The following is a 19731-nucleotide window of genomic DNA, read 5'->3' on the forward strand; positions in this document are numbered from 1 at the left end:
CGTCGTTTCGTTGAGCCGCATGACATCCGGGCGACACCCGGACGGCTCAGCGACGGAGGACACCATGCATCCCTCCCCCACCCCGCCGACGACACCCACCCCACCCGATCAGGACACCACCGACGGCGGCCCCTCCGCCTCCGAACGGCTGCTGTTCGGCGGGGAGCTCGCGTACGACTTCGGCTGGGGCCGGCACCACGGCGTCTGGCTGAAGCTGAGCCTGCGCGCCATGGCGCTCTCGCTCCCCCGGCAGGTCGGCATCGCCGTGCGGCTGGCCCGCGAGGCCGACCGCCGGGCTCTGTACACGGTCGTGGCAGCCGAGTTCGGGCGGGGTGTCACCCAGGCGGTGTCGCTGATCGCCGTGAACGCGATCCTGGTCGAGCTCCTCGCCCAGGGCAGCACCGTCGAGCGACTGCGCTCCGCGCTGCCCTCCCTCGTCGTCGTCGCCGTCCTCGCGGTGCTCGCCTCCGCCGGGAAGTCGGCCTCCGCCGCGGCGACCGGGATCCTGGAGCCCAAGGTGCAACGGGTCGCCACGGAGCGGTACTTGGGCCTGGTCGCCCGGGTCGAGCTGGAGGCCATCGAGGACGACGCGTTCCACAAGCTGATGGACTCCGCCCAGTGGGGTGCGGAGTCGTCGCGCCGGATGGTCGGGTACTGCACGGCCGTGGTCACCTCGGCGATCTCGCTCGTCGCGGCCGCCGGCGTCCTCACCGTCCTGCACCCCTTGCTGCTGCCCCTGCTGATCGCCATGGCGCTGCCGAGCGCGTGGAGTTCGCTGACGATGGCGCGGGCGCGGTACGTGAGCTGGCACCGGTTCGTGCAGCACGCGCGGGCCGCGCAGTTGATCAGCCGGCTCCTGATCGACCAGCAGGCGGCGGGCGAGGTCCGGGTCCACGACGTGGGTCCGTTCCTCCTCGAACACTTCCGGGGCATGGCGGAGACCAGCGAGCGGGAACAGACCCGGCTGGCGTGGATCGGCGCCCGGACGGGACTGACGGCGGACGCGGCGCGCGGTCTGGCGACCGTCGGCACGTACGCCGTGCTCGGGTTGCTCCTGTGGGACGGGCACATGGCCCTCGCCGTCGGCGGCACGGCCGTCCTCGCGATCCGTACGGGTTCGGCGAGCATCACCGATCTGGTACTGCGGGTCACCGACGTACAGGAGGAGTCGCTGTTCGTGGCCGATCTGGAGACCCTCTGCGAGGAGGCGGTCCGCCGCGAGATCCCCACCACCGGGGTGGACCTGCCCGAGGAGGTCGACGAGATCCGGTTCGAGAAGGTCACCTTCACCTATCCGGGGGCGGAGAAGCCGTCCCTGAGCGAGGTCGACCTGGTCGTCCCCCGGGGCAGGACGGTCGCGTTCGTCGGCAGGAACGGTTCGGGCAAGACCACGGTCACCCGCCTGCTCTGCGGGCTCTACCTCCCGGACGACGGCCGGGTGACCTGGGGCGGGGTCGACACGGCGCGGGCCTGCCGGGCGCAGGTCTTCGACCGTGTCGCGATGGTCGCGCAGAACTTCCACCGCTGGCCCTTCACCGCCCGCGTCAACATCGGCATCGGCCGGCCCGGTGGCCCGCTCGACGACGCGCCGATCGGGGACGCGGCGGCGTACGCGGGTGCGGACGACGTCGTCAAGGGACTCCCCCGCGGCCTGGACACGCTCCTGGCGCGCGGCTACCGGGGCGGCCAGGAGATCTCCGGCGGGCAGTGGCAGAAGATCGGCCTCGCCCGGGCGCGGTACCGCGAGGGCCAGGTCCTGATCGTGGACGAACCGACGAGCGCCCTCGACCCGGCCGCCGAGCAGCGGGTCTTCGACCAGATCCACCGCCTCGCAGGCACCGGCCAGACCACGATCCTGATCACCCACCGCCTGCACAGCGTGGCCCACGCGGACCTCATCTACGTGATGGAGGAGGGCCGGGTCGTGGAGGCCGGTACCTTCGCGGAACTCATGGACCCCGTCACCGGCACGGGTGCCTTCCGCGAGGCGTACGAGCTCCAGGCCCGTCAGTTCGTGCGCCCCTCCGTCCCTTCCCAGGGCGGGCCCGCGGGCGCCGAATCCCCCACGGCCACCGCGTCCGCTACGGACATGACGCCGTGAGGAGGGACGCCACCGCTTCTGCCGTGTCCGGGTGACGGTCCGTCAGGGTCGGGTGGTGTGGGGCTGGGCCCGTTCGGGTCCAGCCCTCCTCGCAGCCCAGCAGCTCCGCCACCGCGTCGCAGGTCTCCGGGTGCGCAGGCAGCAGGGCCGCGCCCTGCGGGTGCGGAGGCGGTCCGTCCGTGGGCGTCCAGCCGTCCGTGCAGCCCAGCAGCTCCGCGAGCGCGTCGCAGGTGTCGGGGTGCACCGGCAGCAGGGCCGCGCCCCGTGGGGTCGTGGAGTGCGGGCGGGCGCGGGCCGCCGCGGGGGTGGCCGGTTGCTGACGCCACGGCGGGACCCAGGCGTCCAGGGCGGCGAGCCGGGCCGGGAAGATCCGGCCCGCCTCGCGGATGAGCAGCGGCGCCAGCTCCGCCGCGTTCGACCGGAGCGTGGTGATGAGCACCGGCAGCCACGGCAGCAGGACGGCGTCCGGCAGCCGCCCGAAGGCGTTCGACACGGCCTCCACCACGACGTCCGCGAGTCCCGGCACCGGTTCGAGCGCGTGGACGAAGCCGCTGAGGTAGCGCGGATAGGAGGGCACCACCAGCGGGTTGCCGAGGAGCTCGTCGCAACGGGCCCGCAGCTCCTCCCGGGAGAGCGTGCCGAGCTGCACCTGCGCCGCCCACAGCAGTGCCGTCTTCGCCGGGTCCTGCGGGTGCGACTGCGCCACCGACAGTTCGAGCTGCGTCCGGTCGCACCCCAGGGAGAGCGCCAGGCTCTCCATGCTGAACAGGAAGCCCAGCATCGCGGCCACCTGCCCGGCCGTCGCCTCCTCGTCCCGGAAGGCGGTCGGCAGCAGGGTGCAGTAGTGCGCGTAGCCGGTTCTGACGAACGACTCGATCCACGGCGGCAGCACCGCTTCGCTCGTCCGGTAGTACGCGAGGAGGCCGCGCACCCGGCGCAGCACCTCCGGCGCCCCGTCCACCGTGCGCTCGGCCGCCAGGACCTCCAGGGCGCGGGTGCCCAGCTCGTCGGCGAGACGCCGGCCGCCGAGGTACAGCGTCGCGTCCTCGACCGCAGCCAGGACCTGCGCGGTCGTCGCCTGCGGCCCGTGCGCGGTGCGCCGCAGACGCTGCTCCAGGACCTGTTCGAGGCTCACGCCCTCGTATCCGAGCTCGATGAGCGCCCGCTGGTGGGTGCCGAGGGACAGGTCCCACGACTCCTGGATCGACCGCTCGCCGAGCCGCCGCTCTCCCATGATGGGCCGGGCGGCGCCGGGCGGCATCAGACGGCGCAGCATCCACAGGACGTCGGAGCACGCCCGGAGGTCCGGCTCGGACGCCATGTCGAGCAGGGCGCGCCGCACGCCGCGCTGCTGGAGGTTCAGCTCCAGCGGTGCCAGCCGGTCGTGCACGTCGCGCGCCAGGGGCGGCAGCGCGTCGTAGCCGACCTGGCCGATCCGGTCGCCGCCCATCATGATCTCGACGAGGCGGCGCACGTCCCGGCGCCCCGGCACCGAGTCCTTCTCGATGCAGGTGACGGCCGCGTCCTGGAAGTCGTACGGCGTCGGCTTGGCCCGGTCCCGCATGCCCGCCAGCAGGATCGAGGTCTCGAAGACGGCGATCGCGTCGGCGGTCGAGGCCAGGTAGCCGCTGCGGCGGGCCGCGCGGACGATGTCCACGGACCAGCCGAGCAGTTCGGCCTCGTCCAGGGTGTCGACGACCGGCGGCCGGCGCAGGAAGCCGGAGAGCCGGTCGTCCGCGCCCACGGGCACGACAGGAGCGGCGGCCTTCACGGCCGCCTTTGTCGCGGCCGGCTTCTTCGTGCCGGCCTGGCCTTCCAGACGGTACGGCTTCACCCGGGTGCGCTTGAGGTTCTTCGCCCACTGCGTCGCGGCGATCGACACCGATCCGGAGGCGAGACCGAACTGCGCCTCGATCGCGGTGTGGCTGGACGGGATCAGCCCGTACTGCCAGGTGGTGGCGGTCCGCGGGGAGATCGTGAAGCCGGTGGTGCCGTCGGTGCCGGTGGTGCCGTCCACGCCGAACTCGTCGACGCGGCTCGCGGCGTGGAAGGCGCCGCACACGTACAGGCAGTCCGCCGGGTCGGTGCCGGTCGCGGCCAGGTGCTCCCGCATCCGGGTCCACATGTACCGCTCGCGGTCCTCGTCGACGCGCACCCGGTCCCCGTCGCCCGGGGCGAGCCGCCGGAAGAGGCTGCCGATGAGGAACATCACCTGGCGGTAGGTGTCGTGATCGCTGTCGCCGAGCGGTACCTCGACGTACTGGTGCCACCACTCCGACCAGTGGCGGACCTTGCCGTGGCGGAGCAGGTGCTCCTCCAGCTCGGCGAAACGCGGCCGCAGGTCGCCGATCTCGACGCCGACGGCCTCGCCGTGGAGCGCCGCCTCCGCCTCGGTCTCCGCGGGCTTCGCGCCCGGGGCCGCCGCGCCCGCTGCGCCCTCGTCCTCCCGGTCGTGCCGGGCGTCCCACTGGAAGACGTGGTCGGAGGAGCGGTCGACGAGGACCAGTTCGACGCCGGGGGTGTCGAGGGCGTACGCGATGGCCTGGTACTCGGCGGAGGCCTCGGTGATCGGCGCGACGACGGACAGCGGGGCCCAGTCGGGCGGGAAGCCGTCGATGTCGCTGGCGAACGCCTGGACGGCGACGGGCAGTCGGCAGTTGCGCAGCTCGGTCAGGAGCGGCGCCATGTCCTCGCACAGCTCCAGGTACACGACCTTCGGCTGCTTCTCGCGCAGTCGGCGGGCCATGGCGAGCGCCGACGCGGGCGAGTGGTGGCAGACGGGGAAGATCTCCAGCGGTTCGCCCGCTGCCCGGTCGACGTCGTCGACCATGCCGAGGAGGATGCCTTCCAGGGCGTCCCCTCCGCCGGCGAACTCGGAGGCGGCTTCGTGGAGTTGTCCCCGCAGTGCGGCGAACGGGGTCTCGGGGGCCGCGCTCATGCCAGCTTGGCGATCGCGTCGCGGCCGCCCTCCAGGAACTCGGGCCAGGAGCCGCCTTCCGCCTTGCCGCGCGGCTCGACGACGCCGTGCAGGTACTTGTTGAGGATGGCGAGGTCCTCCGGCTCGCGGCGGGCGAGGGAGCCGACGAGCGAGGAGGCGAGGGTACGTGCGGTCAGGGCGCGCTCGCCGAAGAAGTTGCTGTGGAGGACGGCGTCTTCCAGTACGCCGATCTGTTCGGCGGTGGACAGTGCGGACTCCAGCTTCTCGTCGTCGCTGCCCGCGGCCGCGGCGGAGGCGCGGAGATCGGCGAAGCTCTGGAGGAGAACGTCGAGGAGGGTGGGCGGCACGTCCAGGTCGATCTGGTGCCGGCGCAGGAGCTCCTCGGTGCGGAACCGGACGATCTCGGCCTCGCTCTTCTTGTTCGTCACGACCGGGATGCGGACGAAGTTGAAACGGCGCTTGAGCGCGGAGGACAGGTCGTTGACGCCGCGGTCGCGGCTGTTGGCGGTGGCGATGATGGAGAAGCCGGGCTTGGCGAAGACGATGTTGTCGCCGCCGCCGTCGCTCTCCAGCTCGGGGACGGAGACGTACTTCTCGGAGAGGATCGAGATGAGTGCGTCCTGGACGTCGCTGGTGGAGCGGGTCAGCTCCTCGAAGCGGCCGATGGTGCCGGTCTCCATCGCGGTCATGATCGGCGAGGGGATCATCGACTCCCGCGACTGCCCCTTGGCGATCACCATGGACACGTTCCAGGAGTACTTGATGTGGTCCTCGGTGGTGCCGGCGGTGCCCTGCACCACGAGGGTGGAGTTGCGGCTGAGCGCGGCCGAGAGGAGCTCGGCGAGCCAGCTCTTGCCGGTGCCGGGGTCGCCGATGAGCAACAGGCCCCGGTCGGAGGCGAGGGTGACGATGGAGCGCTCGACGATGCTGCGGTCGCCGAACCACTTCTGCGTCACCTCCCGGTCGAGGCCGTCGGCGCGCTCGGAGCCGAGGATGAAGAGGCGGACCATCTTCGGGGACAGGCGCCAGGAGAACGGCTTGGGGTTGTCGTCGATCGACTCCAGCCAGTCGAGTTCCTCGGCGTACTTGATCTCGGCGGGAGCGCGGAGCAGGTCGGACATGCGAAGGGCCTCTCAGGTGAGGAAGGTCTTGAGTTCGTGGACGAGCTTGTCGATGTGGCCGGAGACCACCGGGGTGCCGAGCGCCTTGAACCGCTCGCGGAACCAGGGATTGACCTCCTGCCGTCCGGAGCTGGTGACCGAGCCGACGGGGATGAACCGCACCCCGGACCGGTGGACCGCCTCGATGCCCTCGAAGAGCGGCTGCGAGCGGTCGAACTCGTAGAAGTCGGAGATCCACACCATGACGGTGTTCTTGGGTTCGGCGATCTTCGGCCGGGCCATGGCCATGGCGACCGGCCCGTCGTTGCCGCCGCCGAGGTTGGTGCGGAGCAGGACGTCGAACGGATCGTGCACCCAGGGGGTGAGGTCGATGGCACGGGTGTCGTACGCGATGAGGTGGACGTCCACCTTCGGCAGTCCGGCGAAGATCGAGGCCAGGATGGTGCAGTTGACCATCGAGTCGACCATGGAACCGGACTGGTCCACGACGACGACGAGCCGCTGGGGCGTGGTCCTGCGGACGGTGTGCCGGTAGTAGAGGCGGTCGACGTAGAGACGCTCCTCCTCCGGGCTCCAGTTGGTGAGGTTCTTCCAGATGGTGCGGTCGATGTCGAGATTCCGGAAGACCCGCTTGGGCGGGACCGAGCGGTCCAGTTCTCCGACGGTCGCCTTCTCCACCTGCGTACGCAGGACCTCGGCGACCTCGTCGACATAACGCCGGATGAGGGACTTGGCGTTGGCCAGGGCGATGCCGGAGAGATTGCCCTTGTCGCGCAGGAGCTGTTCGATCAGGGACATGCTCGGGGTGAGCTTCGCCGCGAGCGCGGGATCGGCCAGCACCTCGCGCAGGTGCATGCGCTGGACCAGGTCGGCCTCGACGGCGCCCAGTTCGGCGCCGAGACCGCCACCGGTGAGGCCCGCTCCGGCCGCCCGGCCGCCGCGCAGCCCGCCGGGCGGGCAGCCGAGGGCGCGCTCCAGCCAGCCGGCGTCCGACTGCCAGCGCGCCAGCTGACCGGCGGAGACCGTGCCGGAACCGGTGGAGAAGACATTGAGCAGGACCTTCGACGCGAGGGCGGCGCGCCGCACCTCGGCTGCCCGGTCGCGGGCGTCGTCCGGTTCGGGCTCCGGGGTCATCAGGCCGTCGAACTCGTCGGCCAGCTCCGGGTGGCGCTGGACGACGGAGTCGACGGACGCGCCCGGGTCGAGGAGCGCCGACGGGAGGCCGATGTCCTCGACGACGGCGAGGCTCGCGGACTCCAGAGCGGGCTGCTCCTCGTGGTCGAAGAGCCGGGCGAGGAGACGCCAGTAGAGGACCTGGCGACGGTTGTCGTCGGAGTCGGCGGCGTCGACGGGGGTGACCGAGGGGACGGGAGTGACCGGGGGGACGGGGGCAGTGCGGTCGGTCATTTCCGCAGCAGCCTTCCGGCTCGTTCGCGCAGGACGGCGACGGAGTCCGTGGCCGCCTTCTCCGCCCGGACGCCGGCCTTGTCGGTGGTGCCTCCGGCCCAGGCGCCCGCGTGGACGGCGACGGTCTTCTTCCGCGCGGTCGTCTCGACGGCGAGCGGCTGGAGGACGAACGCTCCGGCGTCCCAGCGGAGAAGTCCGATGCACGCGCCGGACGCGGCGACCGCCTCCGGAGTGAGCGGACCGGCCGCGGGGACGCGGTCGGTGTCGACGGCCAGCCGGTGCCCGGCGACCGCGAACGCCGTCGTCCCGTCGTCGTCGGGCTCCACCGCGTACCCCTCGACGAGGACGGGCACGGCGATCCGGACCGGGTGACGGTCCAGCGGGGCGGTCACCGGGTCGGAGGCGGTGGACAGGATCACCCGGGCGGTGGCGAACGGGTCGGCGGGCTCCCCCACGCGGGCCCGCTCGTCGTCCCAGACGAGGTCTCCCTCGGCGGTGACGGGCATCGCGTCGACCTCCATGGAGCGGCCCTCACTCACGGCGGCCAGGAGCGACATCCGCGGGCGGAGCAGCTGCCAGAGTCCGGCGCCGACGACGGTGTCCGGCTTGGGCGCGGACACCGCGGCCCGCACCAGGCGTGGCGGCGCGCCGTCGGCGGGTTCGAACACCGCGTGGACCTGGGCCTGTACGGCGGTGGCGTGCTCCTGCACGTCGACGCCGAGCGGCAGCAGACGGCCGGTCGCGGTGGACGCCGAGGGGGCGCGGGTGGCCCCCGGCAGGGTCAGCAGCAGCGCGCGGGACCAGAGGTCTGCCCAGCGGCGCACCGGGACGCGCTCCAGGGTGGCGCCCGGGCAGGAGGCGGCCAGTTCGGCCGCGAAGCCGTCGAGCAGGGTGGCCTGACGCCTCAGCAGCGGGTCCGGCAGCATCGCGGAGACGACGGGCGCGGCACCGGCGACGAGCTCGTGGTCGATGCCCTGCCAGCCTGCGCGGGCGATGTCGCAGAGCCAGGCGCGGGCGGCCGCGAGGACGTTGGCGGCGGGTCCCTCGCCTGCGGCGGCCGGTGCGGTCGCCTCCTCGCGGGGTCGGCCCGTGACGTCCCCGACGCGGGCGACGAGCGCGTCGTGCGCGGAGCCCATGAGGGCGGTGCGGGCGGCGGCGAGGGCCACGAAGTGCTCCTCGCCCGCCGCGCCGGCCGCCGCCTTCTCGGCGGCCTCGGCGACGCGGGAGGCCAGTGGCGTCCCGGCGACGGCGTCCGTGAGCGCGGTGAGGCCGTCGGCCTGCGCGGGCTGCGGGCGGAGCAGTCCGGCGACGAGCACCCGGTCGAAGGCGTCGACGGCGGCGAGCGCCTCGTCGAGCCCGTCCACGGGGTCGGAGAGCAGATCCGTACGCATCAGGCGACCGCCCTCGTCGGCGGGAACCACTGCATCTCGGGCAACGGCACGGTCACCGGCTCCCGTTCGAGGTAGGCCAGGTGCCGCAGGAACCGGCTGAACACCGGGGCGGCCGCCGCGGTGTCGCCCTGGGCGGGGCGCGTCGCGGTCATCACGGAGACCAGCGCGTGGGCGTCGGGCTCCTCGCCGGGCGTCTCGGCCTTCAGGTAGCGGGCGACGCGCTCGGCCCCGTACTGCAGGACGGCCTCGGCGACGAGCGCCCGGATGTGGTTGCAGAACGCGCCGCGCGCGCCGCCGCAGGGACGGTTGTTGTTGGTGCTGCACGCGAACGCGTACGTCCCGGCCGCGATCGAGGACACGTACACGCGCCCTATGTCGGACCCGCTGGACACGACACCCTGCAACCGCCCGTCTGCCAGCTCGACGAACGGCACCTTGGCGAGCTTCCGCGGTCGCGCGGGCGGTACGACCCGCACCACGCTCGACGTCTCCCAGACCGTCAAGACACCTCTCCCATGCACGTCAAAGGGGATGTTCACGCCGGAGCGGCGCGACAGGAACGAACCTATCCCCGCCCACTGACATTGATACTCGTAGCGGGTTCCGGGGGCCGTGGCTCTCCCACTGACTGACGCCCTGCTGGGCTGTCTTCGCGTTGTACCGTCCGGCCGCCGGGACCCGTTCTTCATGGCTCCGGCCAGGTGGAACATGACCTGATAGGAGCTTGGTCAGAAGCCCCATCAATGTCCTGTCTGCGCCACCTGGCCGGTGTCACCTCCGGCTAGGAAGGCACCCCCAGCATGACGTCAGCGGGCACGGTGGACATGGATCAGCAGTGGGTGTTCGGCGGCGTGGATTCTCATGCCGACACCATCCACGTCGCGGTCGTCACCGACAACGGCGGTCACGTTGCCGACGCCGAGTTCCCCACCACCACGGCCGGATACACCGCGGCCCTCGCGTTCCTGGGCGCCCATGGGGACGTGATCGCGATCGGCGTGGAAGGCACCGCGTCCTACGGAACCGGCTTCACCCGCGCGGCCCGGGCCACCGGTTTGACCGTGGTCGAGGTCAACCGCCCCGACCGCGCCGAACGCCGCCGCAACGGCAAGTCCGACCCCATCGACGCCTACGCCGCCGCCCGCGCCGCACTGTCCGGACGCGCGTCCAGCGCGCCCAAGGACGACGCCGTCACCGGCATACGTGCCCTCCACAACGCCGCCCGGTCCACGGTCAAAGCCCGCACCGCCGCCATCAACCAGATCGGTCACATCCTGGTCAGTGCCCCCGACGCTATCCGCGACCGCTACCGGGCCCTACGCGGCAAGGTGCTGATCGACACCCTCGCCCGCCAGCGACCCCACGGGGACGCGGTCCATACTGCCGTCCTGACCGCCCTGAAGAGCCTGGCCAGGCGGGTCCAGGCCCTCACCGGCGAGCACGACGAGCTCACAGCCGCACTCGACGGCGTGGTCAGCACCCACAATCCGGGCCTGCGAGCTGCCTACGGCGTCGGTCCCGACACCGCGGCCCAGCTCCTGATCACCGCCGGCGGCAACCCCGACCGCCTCCGCACCGAGGCGTCCTTCGCCGCTCTATGCGGCGTCGCACCCGTGCCGGCCTCCAGTGGCAAGACCAGCCGTCACCGCCTCTCCCGAGGCGGTGACCGGGCCGCCAACGCGGCCCTCTACCGCATATCCCTCGTCCGCATGGCCAGCGACCGGCGCACACGCGAATACGTGGCACGGCAGACCGCGGCCGGCCGGACGAAGAAGGAGATCATCCGTCTCCTCAAGCGGGCCATCGCCCGCGAGGTGTTCCGCTACCTCACCACCACGGTCACCGTCCCCGACATCGCCGACCTACGACCTCTGCGGCGGTCCAAGAACATCACCCTCACCACCGTGGCCGAGCACTTCGGCGTCTGGCCCGCCGTCATCTCCTGCGTCGAACGCGGCACCCGCCGCGACGACTACCTCGCAGGCGCCTACCGCGACTGGCTCATCGCAGCTTGACCCTCTGACGCGGAGGTTCACTCATAGCCAGTGGCGGCCTGAAGCGCTTTCGCCAGGAAAGCCCAGTTCCCGCCTTCGGGGAGCTCTTGACCCACGTTCTGATACCAGCCCGGCGAGTCATGCATCCATGCCGCAAGGGCCTCAAGGAATCGATCGAGGGTCTGGTTCTCCCACTCGTCTCCCCTTCGGAGATAGTCCTCATGCAGTCCTCGAACAAAGGAGACCAGTTCGTCGCGGCTGCGGACTTCATCGTCGGGAATCAGTGACATAGAGCGAACCTACCCTCCACCTCGTCCGCAGAGCGCTTGACGATCAATAGGAGCATCAACGGCCCGGGAGGGGCCTGGAGGTGGGTCGTTCACCACCAGTAGGCGGGGTACTTCGGTGCGCCGCGGCGGATGCGGGACGCGGTGAACGCGGTCAGCACGAGCAGGACGGTGGCGCCGAAGAGCAGCGGGACGAACCGGCCCGGCGCGGGCGACTGGAGCACGATGACGACGGCGGTCGCGCAGGCCGGCGAGTGCGGGGTCCGGGCCAGTGTCGTCAGGGCGAGGGCGACACCGGCGGCGACGGCGGCGGCCCAGGTGCTGCCGCCCGCCGCGGTCGCGACCGCGTATCCGGCGGCGGCCCCGAGCAGGTGGCCGACGACCACGCTGCGGGGCTGGGCCAGGGGGAGCGTGGGGGCGCAGTGCACCAGGGCGGCGCTGGCGGCCAGCGGCGGTATCAGTACCGGCTCGTGGATGGCGGCGCCGATCGCGACGAGTCCCAGCAGGGCGGCCGTCGCCGCGGTGACGCTGTGGAACGCGGCCGCGGGTGCGGGGCGGGCCGGAGCCCGGCCGGCGATCCTGGGCAGACGGAGGCGGGTGAGCGCTGCGGGGCCCTCGGAGCCCGTGGGGCCCTCGGAGTCCGTGGGGTCGACGGAGTCCGTGGGGTGGGTTTCGGTACGGGGGACGGCGTCGGTGCTCATGTGATGCGGTGTTTCCGGGCAGGCGGCCGTGGGCCGGGCAGGACAGGGCAGGGGTCGAGGAGACGGTCGTACGGGACTCTGTGATCGACAGTCGGCCCGGTCATGCGCGTGATCCTGATGCGGCGGCGCAACCGATCACCACTCTAACCAGCGGTTTCGCACCGGAGGGGGTGGGGTCGACGCGGTGCCCTCCGCACATCCGGCGTAAAGTGGGGTGAATGAACACACTCAGGTACGAGCTGGTGTTCTCCGACGGCACGGGCTCGGCCCGGGACGTCGTGATCGTGGAGCGCACCCTCTCCTCGGGGCCCGGTGGCCATCCGGTGTACGCCGACCCGACGGGCATCATCCGAGCGGAGATCAGCGACCGCGGCGAGGTGCGCGTCCTCGCCTCGGGCGGCCACCAGGAACCAGCCCAGAGCGTCGCGGCCCGCCCGCTCCCCGATGAGCCGGAAGAGCGTTGAGAGCACGGAGAACCCCCCGTCCACGGGGACGGGGGGTTCTCCTGGTTCCGGCCCCGCGGGGGATTCGGGGCCGGGGCAGGCGGGTGGGGGTCTGTGACGTCCGCGGGCGGCTACTTGGTCGGGAGCTCGTCCGCGAGGGGACGGTCGATCGCCATGATCCAGCGGTTGTCGCCGGTGCGCCGCATGACGTCGGTGCAGGTGCCCGTGATGATCTGGCGCCCGCCCTGCTCGTCGGCGACGTCGAGGCGGAACTCGACGATCACCAGCGAGACGTCCCCGGCGACGTAGTTGTGCACGACCTTCGAGTCGAGCTTGGGGCCGGTCTTCAGCAGGTCGATGATGCCCTGCCGGCGCTCCGCGCCCGTCAGCGCACGGCCCGAGAGGTTCGAGATCGCGTCGTCGCGGTACAGCTGGTCGAAGATGGCTCCGTCGCCCGAGTTGAAGGCGTCGATGAACGCCTGGTTCTGCTGCTCCACGTCGTCGGTGAGGACCAGGTTGTCGAGATCGGTGGTGGTCATGGTGATGACTGCTCCCTCTTCGTTGGTGCCTTCTTTGGTGTTACCGGCTGAGACGGGGGGGCCGAGGGCACGCCGACCGTACGCGGCAGCGCCCCACCCCCCGTCCACCGCGGGGTAATCGCCGATTCGGCGCGGATCACCCCTCGGTCATCGGTGCCGCCGGGAAGTAGCCGACCTCGGTGAAGAAGTCGACGTACCTGCCGAACAGTTCCTTGGTCACGGGCGGGCAGTGGACTCCGGTGCCCGCGAGCACCTCCAGCGTGTCGGCGATGTCCATGGGCGGGTAGAAACCGGAACTGTCCGCGGTCAGCAGCTCGAAGGCGTCGAGCAGCGGCACCAGCGCGTTGCCCCGGTCGGAGCGCACGAGCTCCAGCCAGTCGTCCCGGTCCAGTTCACCCAGCGGGTACCCGAACGACCGCAGGTGGTCGGCGGCTTCGGCCAACGTCAGCTCGCTCGGGTTGTAGAGGTGGAACGTCCGGCCCACCGCGCCCTCCCGGCCCGACATCGAGAGGATCGCGGCGCTGACGTAGTCCACCGGCATCAGGTGGACGGGCCCCACCATCCCCTCCGGGACCGCGCCGGCCTGCAGGATGCCCTTGAGGCTCAGCCACACGAAGTCCCGTGTCTGGCAGGCCCCGTTGCGCTGGTCGCCGGAGATCACGTCGACGCGGTAGACCGAGACCGGGAGGCCCCTCTCCCGGGCCGTCCCGATGAGCTGCTCGCACACCCACTTGCTCTGGACGTAGCCGGTGGGCAGCGACTCCGCCGGGCCCGTCGGCGCGTCCGGCGCGAGCGCGGCGCCGCCGCTGTCGGCGCCCGAGAAGACCCCGGTCGTCGACACGTAGTGGACGGGGACCGTACGGTGCCGGGCCGCGAGCCGCAGGACCTCGACCGTGCCGGAGACGTTCGCCGCCTTCACGTCCTCGTACGGATGGAGCCAGTTGACCGAGGCGCCGACGTGGTAGACGACGTCGGTCTCCTTGCTCAGCCGGTCGAACTCCCCCTCGTCGAGGCCGAGAAGGGGCTGCGCGAGGTCGCCGACGACGATGTCGATCCGGCTCTCGTCGACCTCCTCCGCGAGGCGGTACCAGTCCAGGTTGGCGCGCAGCCGCTCCCCCGCCTCGGCCCGGTCCGCTCCGCGGACGAGCACCCGCACGCGAGCGGCCGTGGTCCGCATCAGGTCGCGCAGGACGAAGGCGCCGAGGAAGCCGGTGGCCCCGGTCAGGAACACCGCCCTGGGGTCGGTGGCGACCCGGGTGACGACTCCCTCGGGCCGGAGGTCCTCGGGGAGTACGGTCTCGGCCGCGAAGTCCACGGCGTGCGGCGCGGCACCGCCGTCACCGTTCGCCCCGGCCTGGCCGGCGGCGCTTCCCGCCTGCCCCTCCAGCGCGACCGTGCGGAGGTACGCGGCGAGCGCCGCGGGCGTCGGATGGTCGAAGACCAGTGTGGCGGGGAGCCTGACCCCCACGACCTCGTCGAGCCGGTTCCGGAGTTCGACCGCGGTCAGCGAGTCGAACCCGAGCGAGGGGAAGGGCCGGTCCCCGTCGATGCCCGCCGGGTCGGGGTGGCCGAGCACGGCACCGGCCTCGGCCCGGACGACCCCGAGGAGGTACGCGAGCTGTTCGGCTTCGCTCATCCCGCGCAGGTCCCGGCCGGAGGAGGCGCCGCGGTCGGCGGCGTTCCGGGCGGTGCCGCGGGTGGGAGCGCCGGCGAGCGCGGACAGCAGCAGCGGCGCCCGGCCGGGGTTCTCCCGTAGGGCGGCCACGTCAAGCGGGGTGCCGACCAGGGCCGGCAGCGTCTGCGCGAGGGCGGCGTCGAGGATCGCCGGTCCGTTCTCGGCGGTGACGGGCCGGAAGCCGGCCCGGGCGATACGTCGGAGGTCCGCCTCGTCCAGGTCCCCGGTCATGCCGCCGGACTGCTCCCACAGGCCCCAGGCGACGGATGTCGCGGGCAGTCCGCGGGCCGCGCGGTGCGCGGCGAGGCCGTCGAGGAAGGCGTTGGCCGCGGCGTACGGGGCCTGGCCGGCGCCGCCGATCACGCCCGCGAGGGAGGAGAAGAGGACGAAGGCCGAGAGGTCGAGGCCGCGGGTCAGCTCGTGGAGGTTCCAGGCGGCGTCGGCCTTCGGCCGCAGCACCGCGTCCAGTCGCTCCGGCGTCTGGTCCGCGATCAGGCCGTCGTCCAGGACGCCGGCCAGGTGGACGACGCCGGTCAGCGGGCGGTCCGCCGGGACGTCGGCGAGAACCCGCGCGAGCGCCTCCCGGTCGGCCGCGTCGGCGGCGGCGACCGTCACCCGGGCACCGAGCCCGGTGAGCTCGTCGACCAACTGCCGCGCCCCGACGGCCTGTTCGCCGCGCCGGCTGGTCAGGAGCAGGTCCCTCACCCCGTGGCGGGTCACCAGGTGGCGCGCGAAGAGGGCTCCGAGCGAGCCGGTGCCGCCGGTGATCAGGACCGTACCCTCGGGGTTCCAGGAACCCGAAGGACGACCGTCCCCCGTGTGTGAGACGCGGCGCATCCGGGGCCGGAGCAACCGTCCGTCACGGAGGGCCAGTTGAGCCTCGCCGGTGCCGGCGCCGGAGATCTGCGGGAGTACGGCGTCCGAGGCCGGGGACCCGTCGGTGTCGACGAGCACGATGCGGCCGGGGTGTTCGGACTGGGCCGAGCGCAGCAGCCCCCAGACGGCGGACGCCGCGAGGTCGGTCACGTCCTCGGTCCGGGTCGCGACCGCGCCACGGGTGAGGACCACGAGCCTGGTCCCGGCGAGCCGGTCGTCCGCCAGCCACTCCTGGACCAGGGCGAGCGCGTGGCGCGCGGCCCGGTGGACCGAGCCGGGCAGCACCCCGCCCTGCGCGCCGCCTGCGGGGGCGAGCACGGCGAAGAGCGGCTGCCCGTCGCCGGACCGCACGGCCTCCCCGGCCGCCGGGACGTCGGGCAGGTGCCGGGCGCCCGGCAGGAGGGCGTCGAGCTGCGGCGACCCGGCGCCGAGTACACCCCAGGACGCGGTCCCGTTCCGGGCACCTTCGAGGCCGACGGGCGCCCAGGCGACCTCGAAGAGGGCGTCGTGCTCGCGTGTCCCGGCAGCTGCGCGGGCCTCGGCGGAGCCGAAGCCGAGCGAGGCGATCGTGGCCACGGGCCTCCCTGTCGCGTCGGCAAGGTACGCGGCGAGGGTGCCGTCACCGGCGGGCGTCAGACGTACGCGGACGAGGGAGGCGCCGGTGGCGTGCAGGCGCACTCCCCGCCATGCGACGACAAGCCGCGCGGACCGGGAACCGGGATGTTCGGCGGAGCCGTGCTGCGCCTCGGACATCGGCTGCGCCCCGGCCGTCGGCAGCGCCGTGGCCGTCAGCGGCGCCGCGTGCAGGGCCGCGTCCAGGAGGGCGGGGTGCAGGCCGAACTCGCCGGGCAGTGCGCGGTTCCGGCCCGCTTCCGGCAGGTGCACCTCGGCGTAGAGGTCGTCGCCGCGCCGCCATGCGGCGCTCACGCCCCGGAAGCCGGGGCCGTAGGCCGGCCCGTCTCCCGCGAGCCGTTCGTAGGCGCCGTCCAGGTCGACCGCGGTCGCGCCCGCGGGCGGCCAGGTCTCCAGCGCGAAGTCCGGCTCGGAGGCGTCCACGCCGACCTGGCCCCGCGCGGCGAGCTGCCACGTGACGTCACCGGCCTCGGGCCGGGTGTGGACCGTGACCGTACGCCGTCCCCACTCGTCCGCCGCGCCCACGCCGACCTGCACGCGCAGCCCGGCTCCGGGGTCCAGCCTCGGCAGCGCCTCGACGGAGAACGCGTCAAGGACGGTGGCGCCGAACTCGTCCCCGGCCCGCACCGCCAGTTCCACGAGGGCGGCCGGCGGCAGGACGGCCGCCCCGTCCACGACGTGGTCGGCCAGCCACGGGTGGGAGTGCCGGGTGATCCGGCTGGTGAAGAGCGCCTCGTCGCCGTGCGGCCCCGCGACGGTGACGGCCGCGCCCAGCAGGGGGTGCCCGACGGCGTCCAGGCCCAGGCCCACGGCGTCCGTGGCGGCAGAGGCCGGCTCGTACCAGTACCGGTCCTGCTGGAAGGCGTACGTCGGCAGGTCGACGCGCCGTGCCCCGGAGCCCGCGAAGACCTCGTCCCAGTCGGGGGCGGCACCCCGCACGTACGCCTCGCCGGCCGAGGTCCAGAACCGCTCCTGGCCGCCTTCGTCGCGCCGCAGCGTGCCGATCACGACGGCGTCGCGCCCGGCGTCCTCGACGATGTCCTGGATCCCGGTCACGAGGACCGGATGGGCGCTGGCCTCCACGAAGGTGGCGAAGCCCTGCCCGAGGAGGGCACGGACGGCCCGCTCCAGCTCGACGGTCTGCCGGAGGTTGCGGTACCAGTATCCGGCGTCCAGTTCGGGCCCCTCGACCCACTCCCCGGTCACGGTGGACAGCATGGGGATCTCGGGTTGACGGGGGGCCACATCCGCGAGGAGGGACGACAGTTCGTCCTGGAGCAGCTCCACGTACGCCGAGTGCGAGGCGTAGTCGACGGGGACGCGACGGGCCCGTATCCCGTCCGCCCGGGCGTCCGCGAGGAACTCGTCGAGCGCTTCGTTCTCGCCCGAGACGACGACCGAGCGGGGGCCGTTGACGGCGGCGATCTGGATCCTGCCCTCCCACGGCATGGTCCGCTCGCGGACCTCCGCGGCGGGAAGGGCCACGGAGACCATGCCGCCCAGACCGGCGAGGACCCGGCCGATCGCCTGGCTGCGCAGGGCCACGACGCGGGCGCCGTCCCGGAGGGTGAGTGCCCCGGCGACGGTCGCCGCCGCGATCTCGCCCTGCGAGTGTCCGATCACGGCCTCGGGACGCACGCCCCGGGAGCGCCACAGCTCGGCGAGTGACACCATCACCGCCCACAGGACGGGCTGGACGACGTCGACCCGCTCCAGGCCGGGGGTGCCGTCGGCTCCGCTTCCGTCGGTTCCGCTTCCGTCGGCTCCGCGTCCGTCGGTTCCGCGCAGGACGTCCTGGAGCGACCAGTCGGTGAACTCGGCCAGCGCCTCGGCGCAGGCGTCGATGCGCGCCGCGAACTCCGGGGACGTGTCCATGAGGTCCACGGCCATGCCGGCCCACTGCGAGCCCTGGCCGGGGAACAGGAACACGGTCTTGCCGGACCGGCCCGCGCTCCCCGTCACCAGGCCCGCGGCGGGTTCGCCCTCGGCGAGGGCCGTGAGCCGCGCCAGCCGGGCTTCCCGGTCGGCGCCGACGATCGACGCCCGCTCGGGGAGCGCGGCCCGGGTCGTCGCGAGCGAGAACGCCACGTCCTGGTCGGTGAGTTCGGGTCGCTCGGCGAGGTGCTCCGCGAGGCGACGCGCCTGATCGCGCAGGGCGGGGCGGGACTTCGCGGACAGCACCCAGGGCGTGTCCTGCCCGCTCGCCGTCTCCTCCTCCGGGGCGGTGATCGTCTCCGGCACCTCTTCGAGGATGACGTGGGCGTTGGTGCCGCTGACGCCGAAGGACGAGACCGCGGCGCGGCGCGGACGGTCGAGCTCGGGCCAAGCGAGTTCCTCGGTGAGGAGTTCGACGGCGCCCGCGTGCCAGTCGACCACGGGGGTGGGCTCGTCGACGTGGAGCGTCCTCGGCATGGTCCCGTGGCGCATGGCCTGGATCATCTTGATCACGCCGCCGACGCCGGCAGCGGCGACGGTGTGCCCGATGTTGGATTTGAGCGAGCCGAGGCGCAGCGGCCGGTCGGCGGGGCGGCCCTGCCCGTACGTGGCGAGGAGTGCCTGCGCCTCGATCGGGTCGCCGAGCCGGGTCGCGGTGCCGTGCGCCTCGACGATGTCGACGTCGGCGGTCGTCAGTCCGGCATCGGCGAGCGCCCCCTTGACGACCCGTTCCTGGGAAGGGCCGTTGGGGGCGGTCAGGCCGTTGGAGGCACCGTCCTGGTTGACGGCGGAGCCCCGGATCACCGCGAGGACGCGGTGCCCGTTCCGTCGCGCGTCGGACAGCTTCTCGACCAGGACAAGGCCGACCCCTTCGGACCAGCCGGTGCCGCCCGCCGAGGCGGCGAAGGACCGGCAACGGCCGTCGGCGGACAGGCCGTTCTGCCGGGAGAAATCGACGAACCCGCCGGGGTGGCCGTTGACCGTGACACCGCCGGCGACCGCGAGCGCCGACTCGCCCGAGCGTACGGACTGAACGGCCAGGTGCAGCGCCACCAGCGAGGACGAGCAGGCCGTGTCGAGCGAGACGGCCGGTCCCTCGAGCCCGAACGAGTAGGCGATGCGGCCGGAGGCCACGCTGCCGAGCTTGCTCGTCATGAGGTATCCCTCGAACTCCTCCGGTCCGTCGAGGCCGAGATAGCTCTGCTCGACGATGCCGGCGAAGACACCGGTGCTGCTGCCCCGCAGGGCCGTCGGGTCGATGCCCGCGTTCTCGAAGAGCTCCCAGGCCGTCTCCAGGAGCACCCGGTGCTGGGGGTCCATGGCGAGGGCCTCGCGCGGCGAGATCCCGAAGAAGCCCGCGTCGAAGCGGGTCGCACCCTCCAGGAAGCCGCCCTCCTTGGTGTACGTCCGGCCGGGCAGGCCCGGCTCGGGGTCGTACAGGGCGTCGACGTCCCAGCCGCGGTCGGCGGGCCACTCGGTGATGGCGTCGCGCCCCTCGGCCACGAGGTTCCACAGGTCGTCGGGGGAGGCGACGCCGCCCGGGTAGCGGCAGGCCATGCCGACGACGGCGACGGGTTCGGACGCCGCCGACTCCAGCTCGGCGAGCCGCCGGCGGGTCTTCTGCAGGTCCACGGTGACGCGTTTGAGGTAGTCGACGAGCTTTTCTTCGTTGTTCATGGGCTTGCGGTCT

Annotated in this window: 12 protein-coding genes; 3 read left to right on the forward strand and 9 right to left on the reverse strand. The window is 72.9% G+C overall.

Annotated features, from left to right (window positions below; translation table 11 throughout):
- Positions 1-64 precede the first annotated feature (64 nt).
- Positions 65-2101: an ATP-binding cassette domain-containing protein gene (locus OG357_RS03595; protein WP_329619715.1), complete on the forward strand. Its 2037-nt coding sequence runs from the start codon at positions 65-67 to the stop codon at positions 2099-2101.
- On the opposite strand, the gene OG357_RS03600 is transcribed toward OG357_RS03595, so the two are convergent.
- From OG357_RS03600 to OG357_RS03620, 5 genes are read right to left on the reverse strand one after another with little or no spacing between them, the layout of a single operon-like run.
- Positions 2082-5039 (reverse strand): hypothetical protein, encoded by a 2958-nt coding sequence (locus OG357_RS03600; protein ID WP_329619716.1) that lies wholly within the window; start codon positions 5037-5039, stop codon positions 2082-2084. The two genes, OG357_RS03595 and OG357_RS03600, sit on opposite strands and share 20 nt — an antisense overlap.
- On the reverse strand, positions 5036-6160 hold the full coding sequence (locus OG357_RS03605; RefSeq protein WP_329619717.1) for an ATP-binding protein: 1125 nt from the start codon (positions 6158-6160) through the stop codon (positions 5036-5038). The genes OG357_RS03600 and OG357_RS03605 overlap by 4 nt, the downstream gene beginning before the upstream one ends.
- A gap of 12 nt (positions 6161-6172) precedes the next feature.
- Positions 6173-7567 (reverse strand): VWA domain-containing protein, encoded by a 1395-nt coding sequence (locus tag OG357_RS03610; protein WP_329619718.1) that lies wholly within the window; start codon positions 7565-7567, stop codon positions 6173-6175.
- On the reverse strand, positions 7564-8958 hold the full coding sequence (locus OG357_RS03615; RefSeq protein WP_329619719.1) for a hypothetical protein: 1395 nt from the start codon (positions 8956-8958) through the stop codon (positions 7564-7566). The genes OG357_RS03610 and OG357_RS03615 overlap by 4 nt, the downstream gene beginning before the upstream one ends.
- Positions 8958-9461, reverse strand: coding sequence for a hypothetical protein (locus OG357_RS03620; RefSeq protein ID WP_329619720.1), 504 nt, complete (start codon positions 9459-9461; stop codon positions 8958-8960). The genes OG357_RS03615 and OG357_RS03620 overlap by 1 nt, the downstream gene beginning before the upstream one ends.
- 297 nt (positions 9462-9758) lie before the next feature.
- Here OG357_RS03620 and OG357_RS03625 point away from each other — a divergent pair, with 297 nt between their 5' ends.
- Positions 9759-10973, forward strand: a complete 1215-nt coding sequence (locus tag OG357_RS03625) for an IS110 family transposase (RefSeq protein ID WP_329619721.1) — start codon at positions 9759-9761, stop codon at positions 10971-10973.
- A 17-nt stretch (positions 10974-10990) separates the two neighbouring features.
- On the opposite strand, the gene OG357_RS03630 is transcribed toward OG357_RS03625, so the two are convergent.
- Together OG357_RS03630 and OG357_RS03635 are read right to left on the reverse strand one after the other, a co-directional pair.
- Positions 10991-11242, reverse strand: coding sequence for a DUF7660 family protein (locus OG357_RS03630; RefSeq protein ID WP_329619722.1), 252 nt, complete (start codon positions 11240-11242; stop codon positions 10991-10993).
- 89 nt (positions 11243-11331) lie between these two features.
- Positions 11332-11940, reverse strand: coding sequence for an HPP family protein (locus OG357_RS03635; protein ID WP_329619723.1), 609 nt, complete (start codon positions 11938-11940; stop codon positions 11332-11334).
- Between the two features lie 218 nt (positions 11941-12158).
- On the opposite strand from OG357_RS03635, the gene OG357_RS03640 reads away from it, so the two are divergent.
- Positions 12159-12404: a DUF6296 family protein gene (locus OG357_RS03640; RefSeq protein ID WP_329619724.1), complete on the forward strand. Its 246-nt coding sequence runs from the start codon at positions 12159-12161 to the stop codon at positions 12402-12404.
- A 110-nt stretch (positions 12405-12514) separates the two neighbouring features.
- On the opposite strand, the gene OG357_RS03645 is transcribed toward OG357_RS03640, so the two are convergent.
- Entirely contained in the window at positions 12515-12922 is a 408-nt protein-coding gene (locus tag OG357_RS03645; protein ID WP_329619725.1) for a YybH family protein, read from the reverse strand.
- Positions 12923-13058: 136 nt separating this feature from the next.
- Positions 13059-19718 (reverse strand): type I polyketide synthase, encoded by a 6660-nt coding sequence (locus OG357_RS03650; RefSeq protein WP_329619726.1) that lies wholly within the window; start codon positions 19716-19718, stop codon positions 13059-13061.
- Between the last annotated feature and the right edge of the window lie 13 nt (positions 19719-19731).

This window comes from Streptomyces sp. NBC_01255 (assembly GCF_036226445.1).
Classification (GTDB): Bacteria; Actinomycetota; Actinomycetes; order Streptomycetales; family Streptomycetaceae; genus Streptomyces.

Bases quoted from the DNA above. Each gene is read 5' to 3' on its own strand.
- OG357_RS03635 (WP_329619723.1), bottom strand. From the start codon at position 11,940: ATGAGCACCGACGCCGTCCCCCGTACCGAAACCCACCCCACGGACTCC.
- OG357_RS03615 (WP_329619719.1), bottom strand. From the start codon at position 8,958: ATGCGTACGGATCTGCTCTCCGACCCCGTGGACGGGCTCGACGAGGCG.
- OG357_RS03605 (WP_329619717.1), bottom strand. From the start codon at position 6,160: ATGTCCGACCTGCTCCGCGCTCCCGCCGAGATCAAGTACGCCGAGGAA.
- OG357_RS03630 (WP_329619722.1), bottom strand. From the start codon at position 11,242: ATGTCACTGATTCCCGACGATGAAGTCCGCAGCCGCGACGAACTGGTC.
- OG357_RS03640 (WP_329619724.1), top strand. From the start codon at position 12,159: ATGAACACACTCAGGTACGAGCTGGTGTTCTCCGACGGCACGGGCTCG.
- OG357_RS03650 (WP_329619726.1), bottom strand. From the start codon at position 19,718: ATGAACAACGAAGAAAAGCTCGTCGACTACCTCAAACGCGTCACCGTG.
- OG357_RS03610 (WP_329619718.1), bottom strand. From the start codon at position 7,567: ATGACCGACCGCACTGCCCCCGTCCCCCCGGTCACTCCCGTCCCCTCG.
- OG357_RS03645 (WP_329619725.1), bottom strand. From the start codon at position 12,922: ATGACCACCACCGATCTCGACAACCTGGTCCTCACCGACGACGTGGAG.
- OG357_RS03625 (WP_329619721.1), top strand. From the start codon at position 9,759: ATGACGTCAGCGGGCACGGTGGACATGGATCAGCAGTGGGTGTTCGGC.
- OG357_RS03595 (WP_329619715.1), top strand. From the start codon at position 65: ATGCATCCCTCCCCCACCCCGCCGACGACACCCACCCCACCCGATCAG.
- OG357_RS03600 (WP_329619716.1), bottom strand. From the start codon at position 5,039: ATGAGCGCGGCCCCCGAGACCCCGTTCGCCGCACTGCGGGGACAACTC.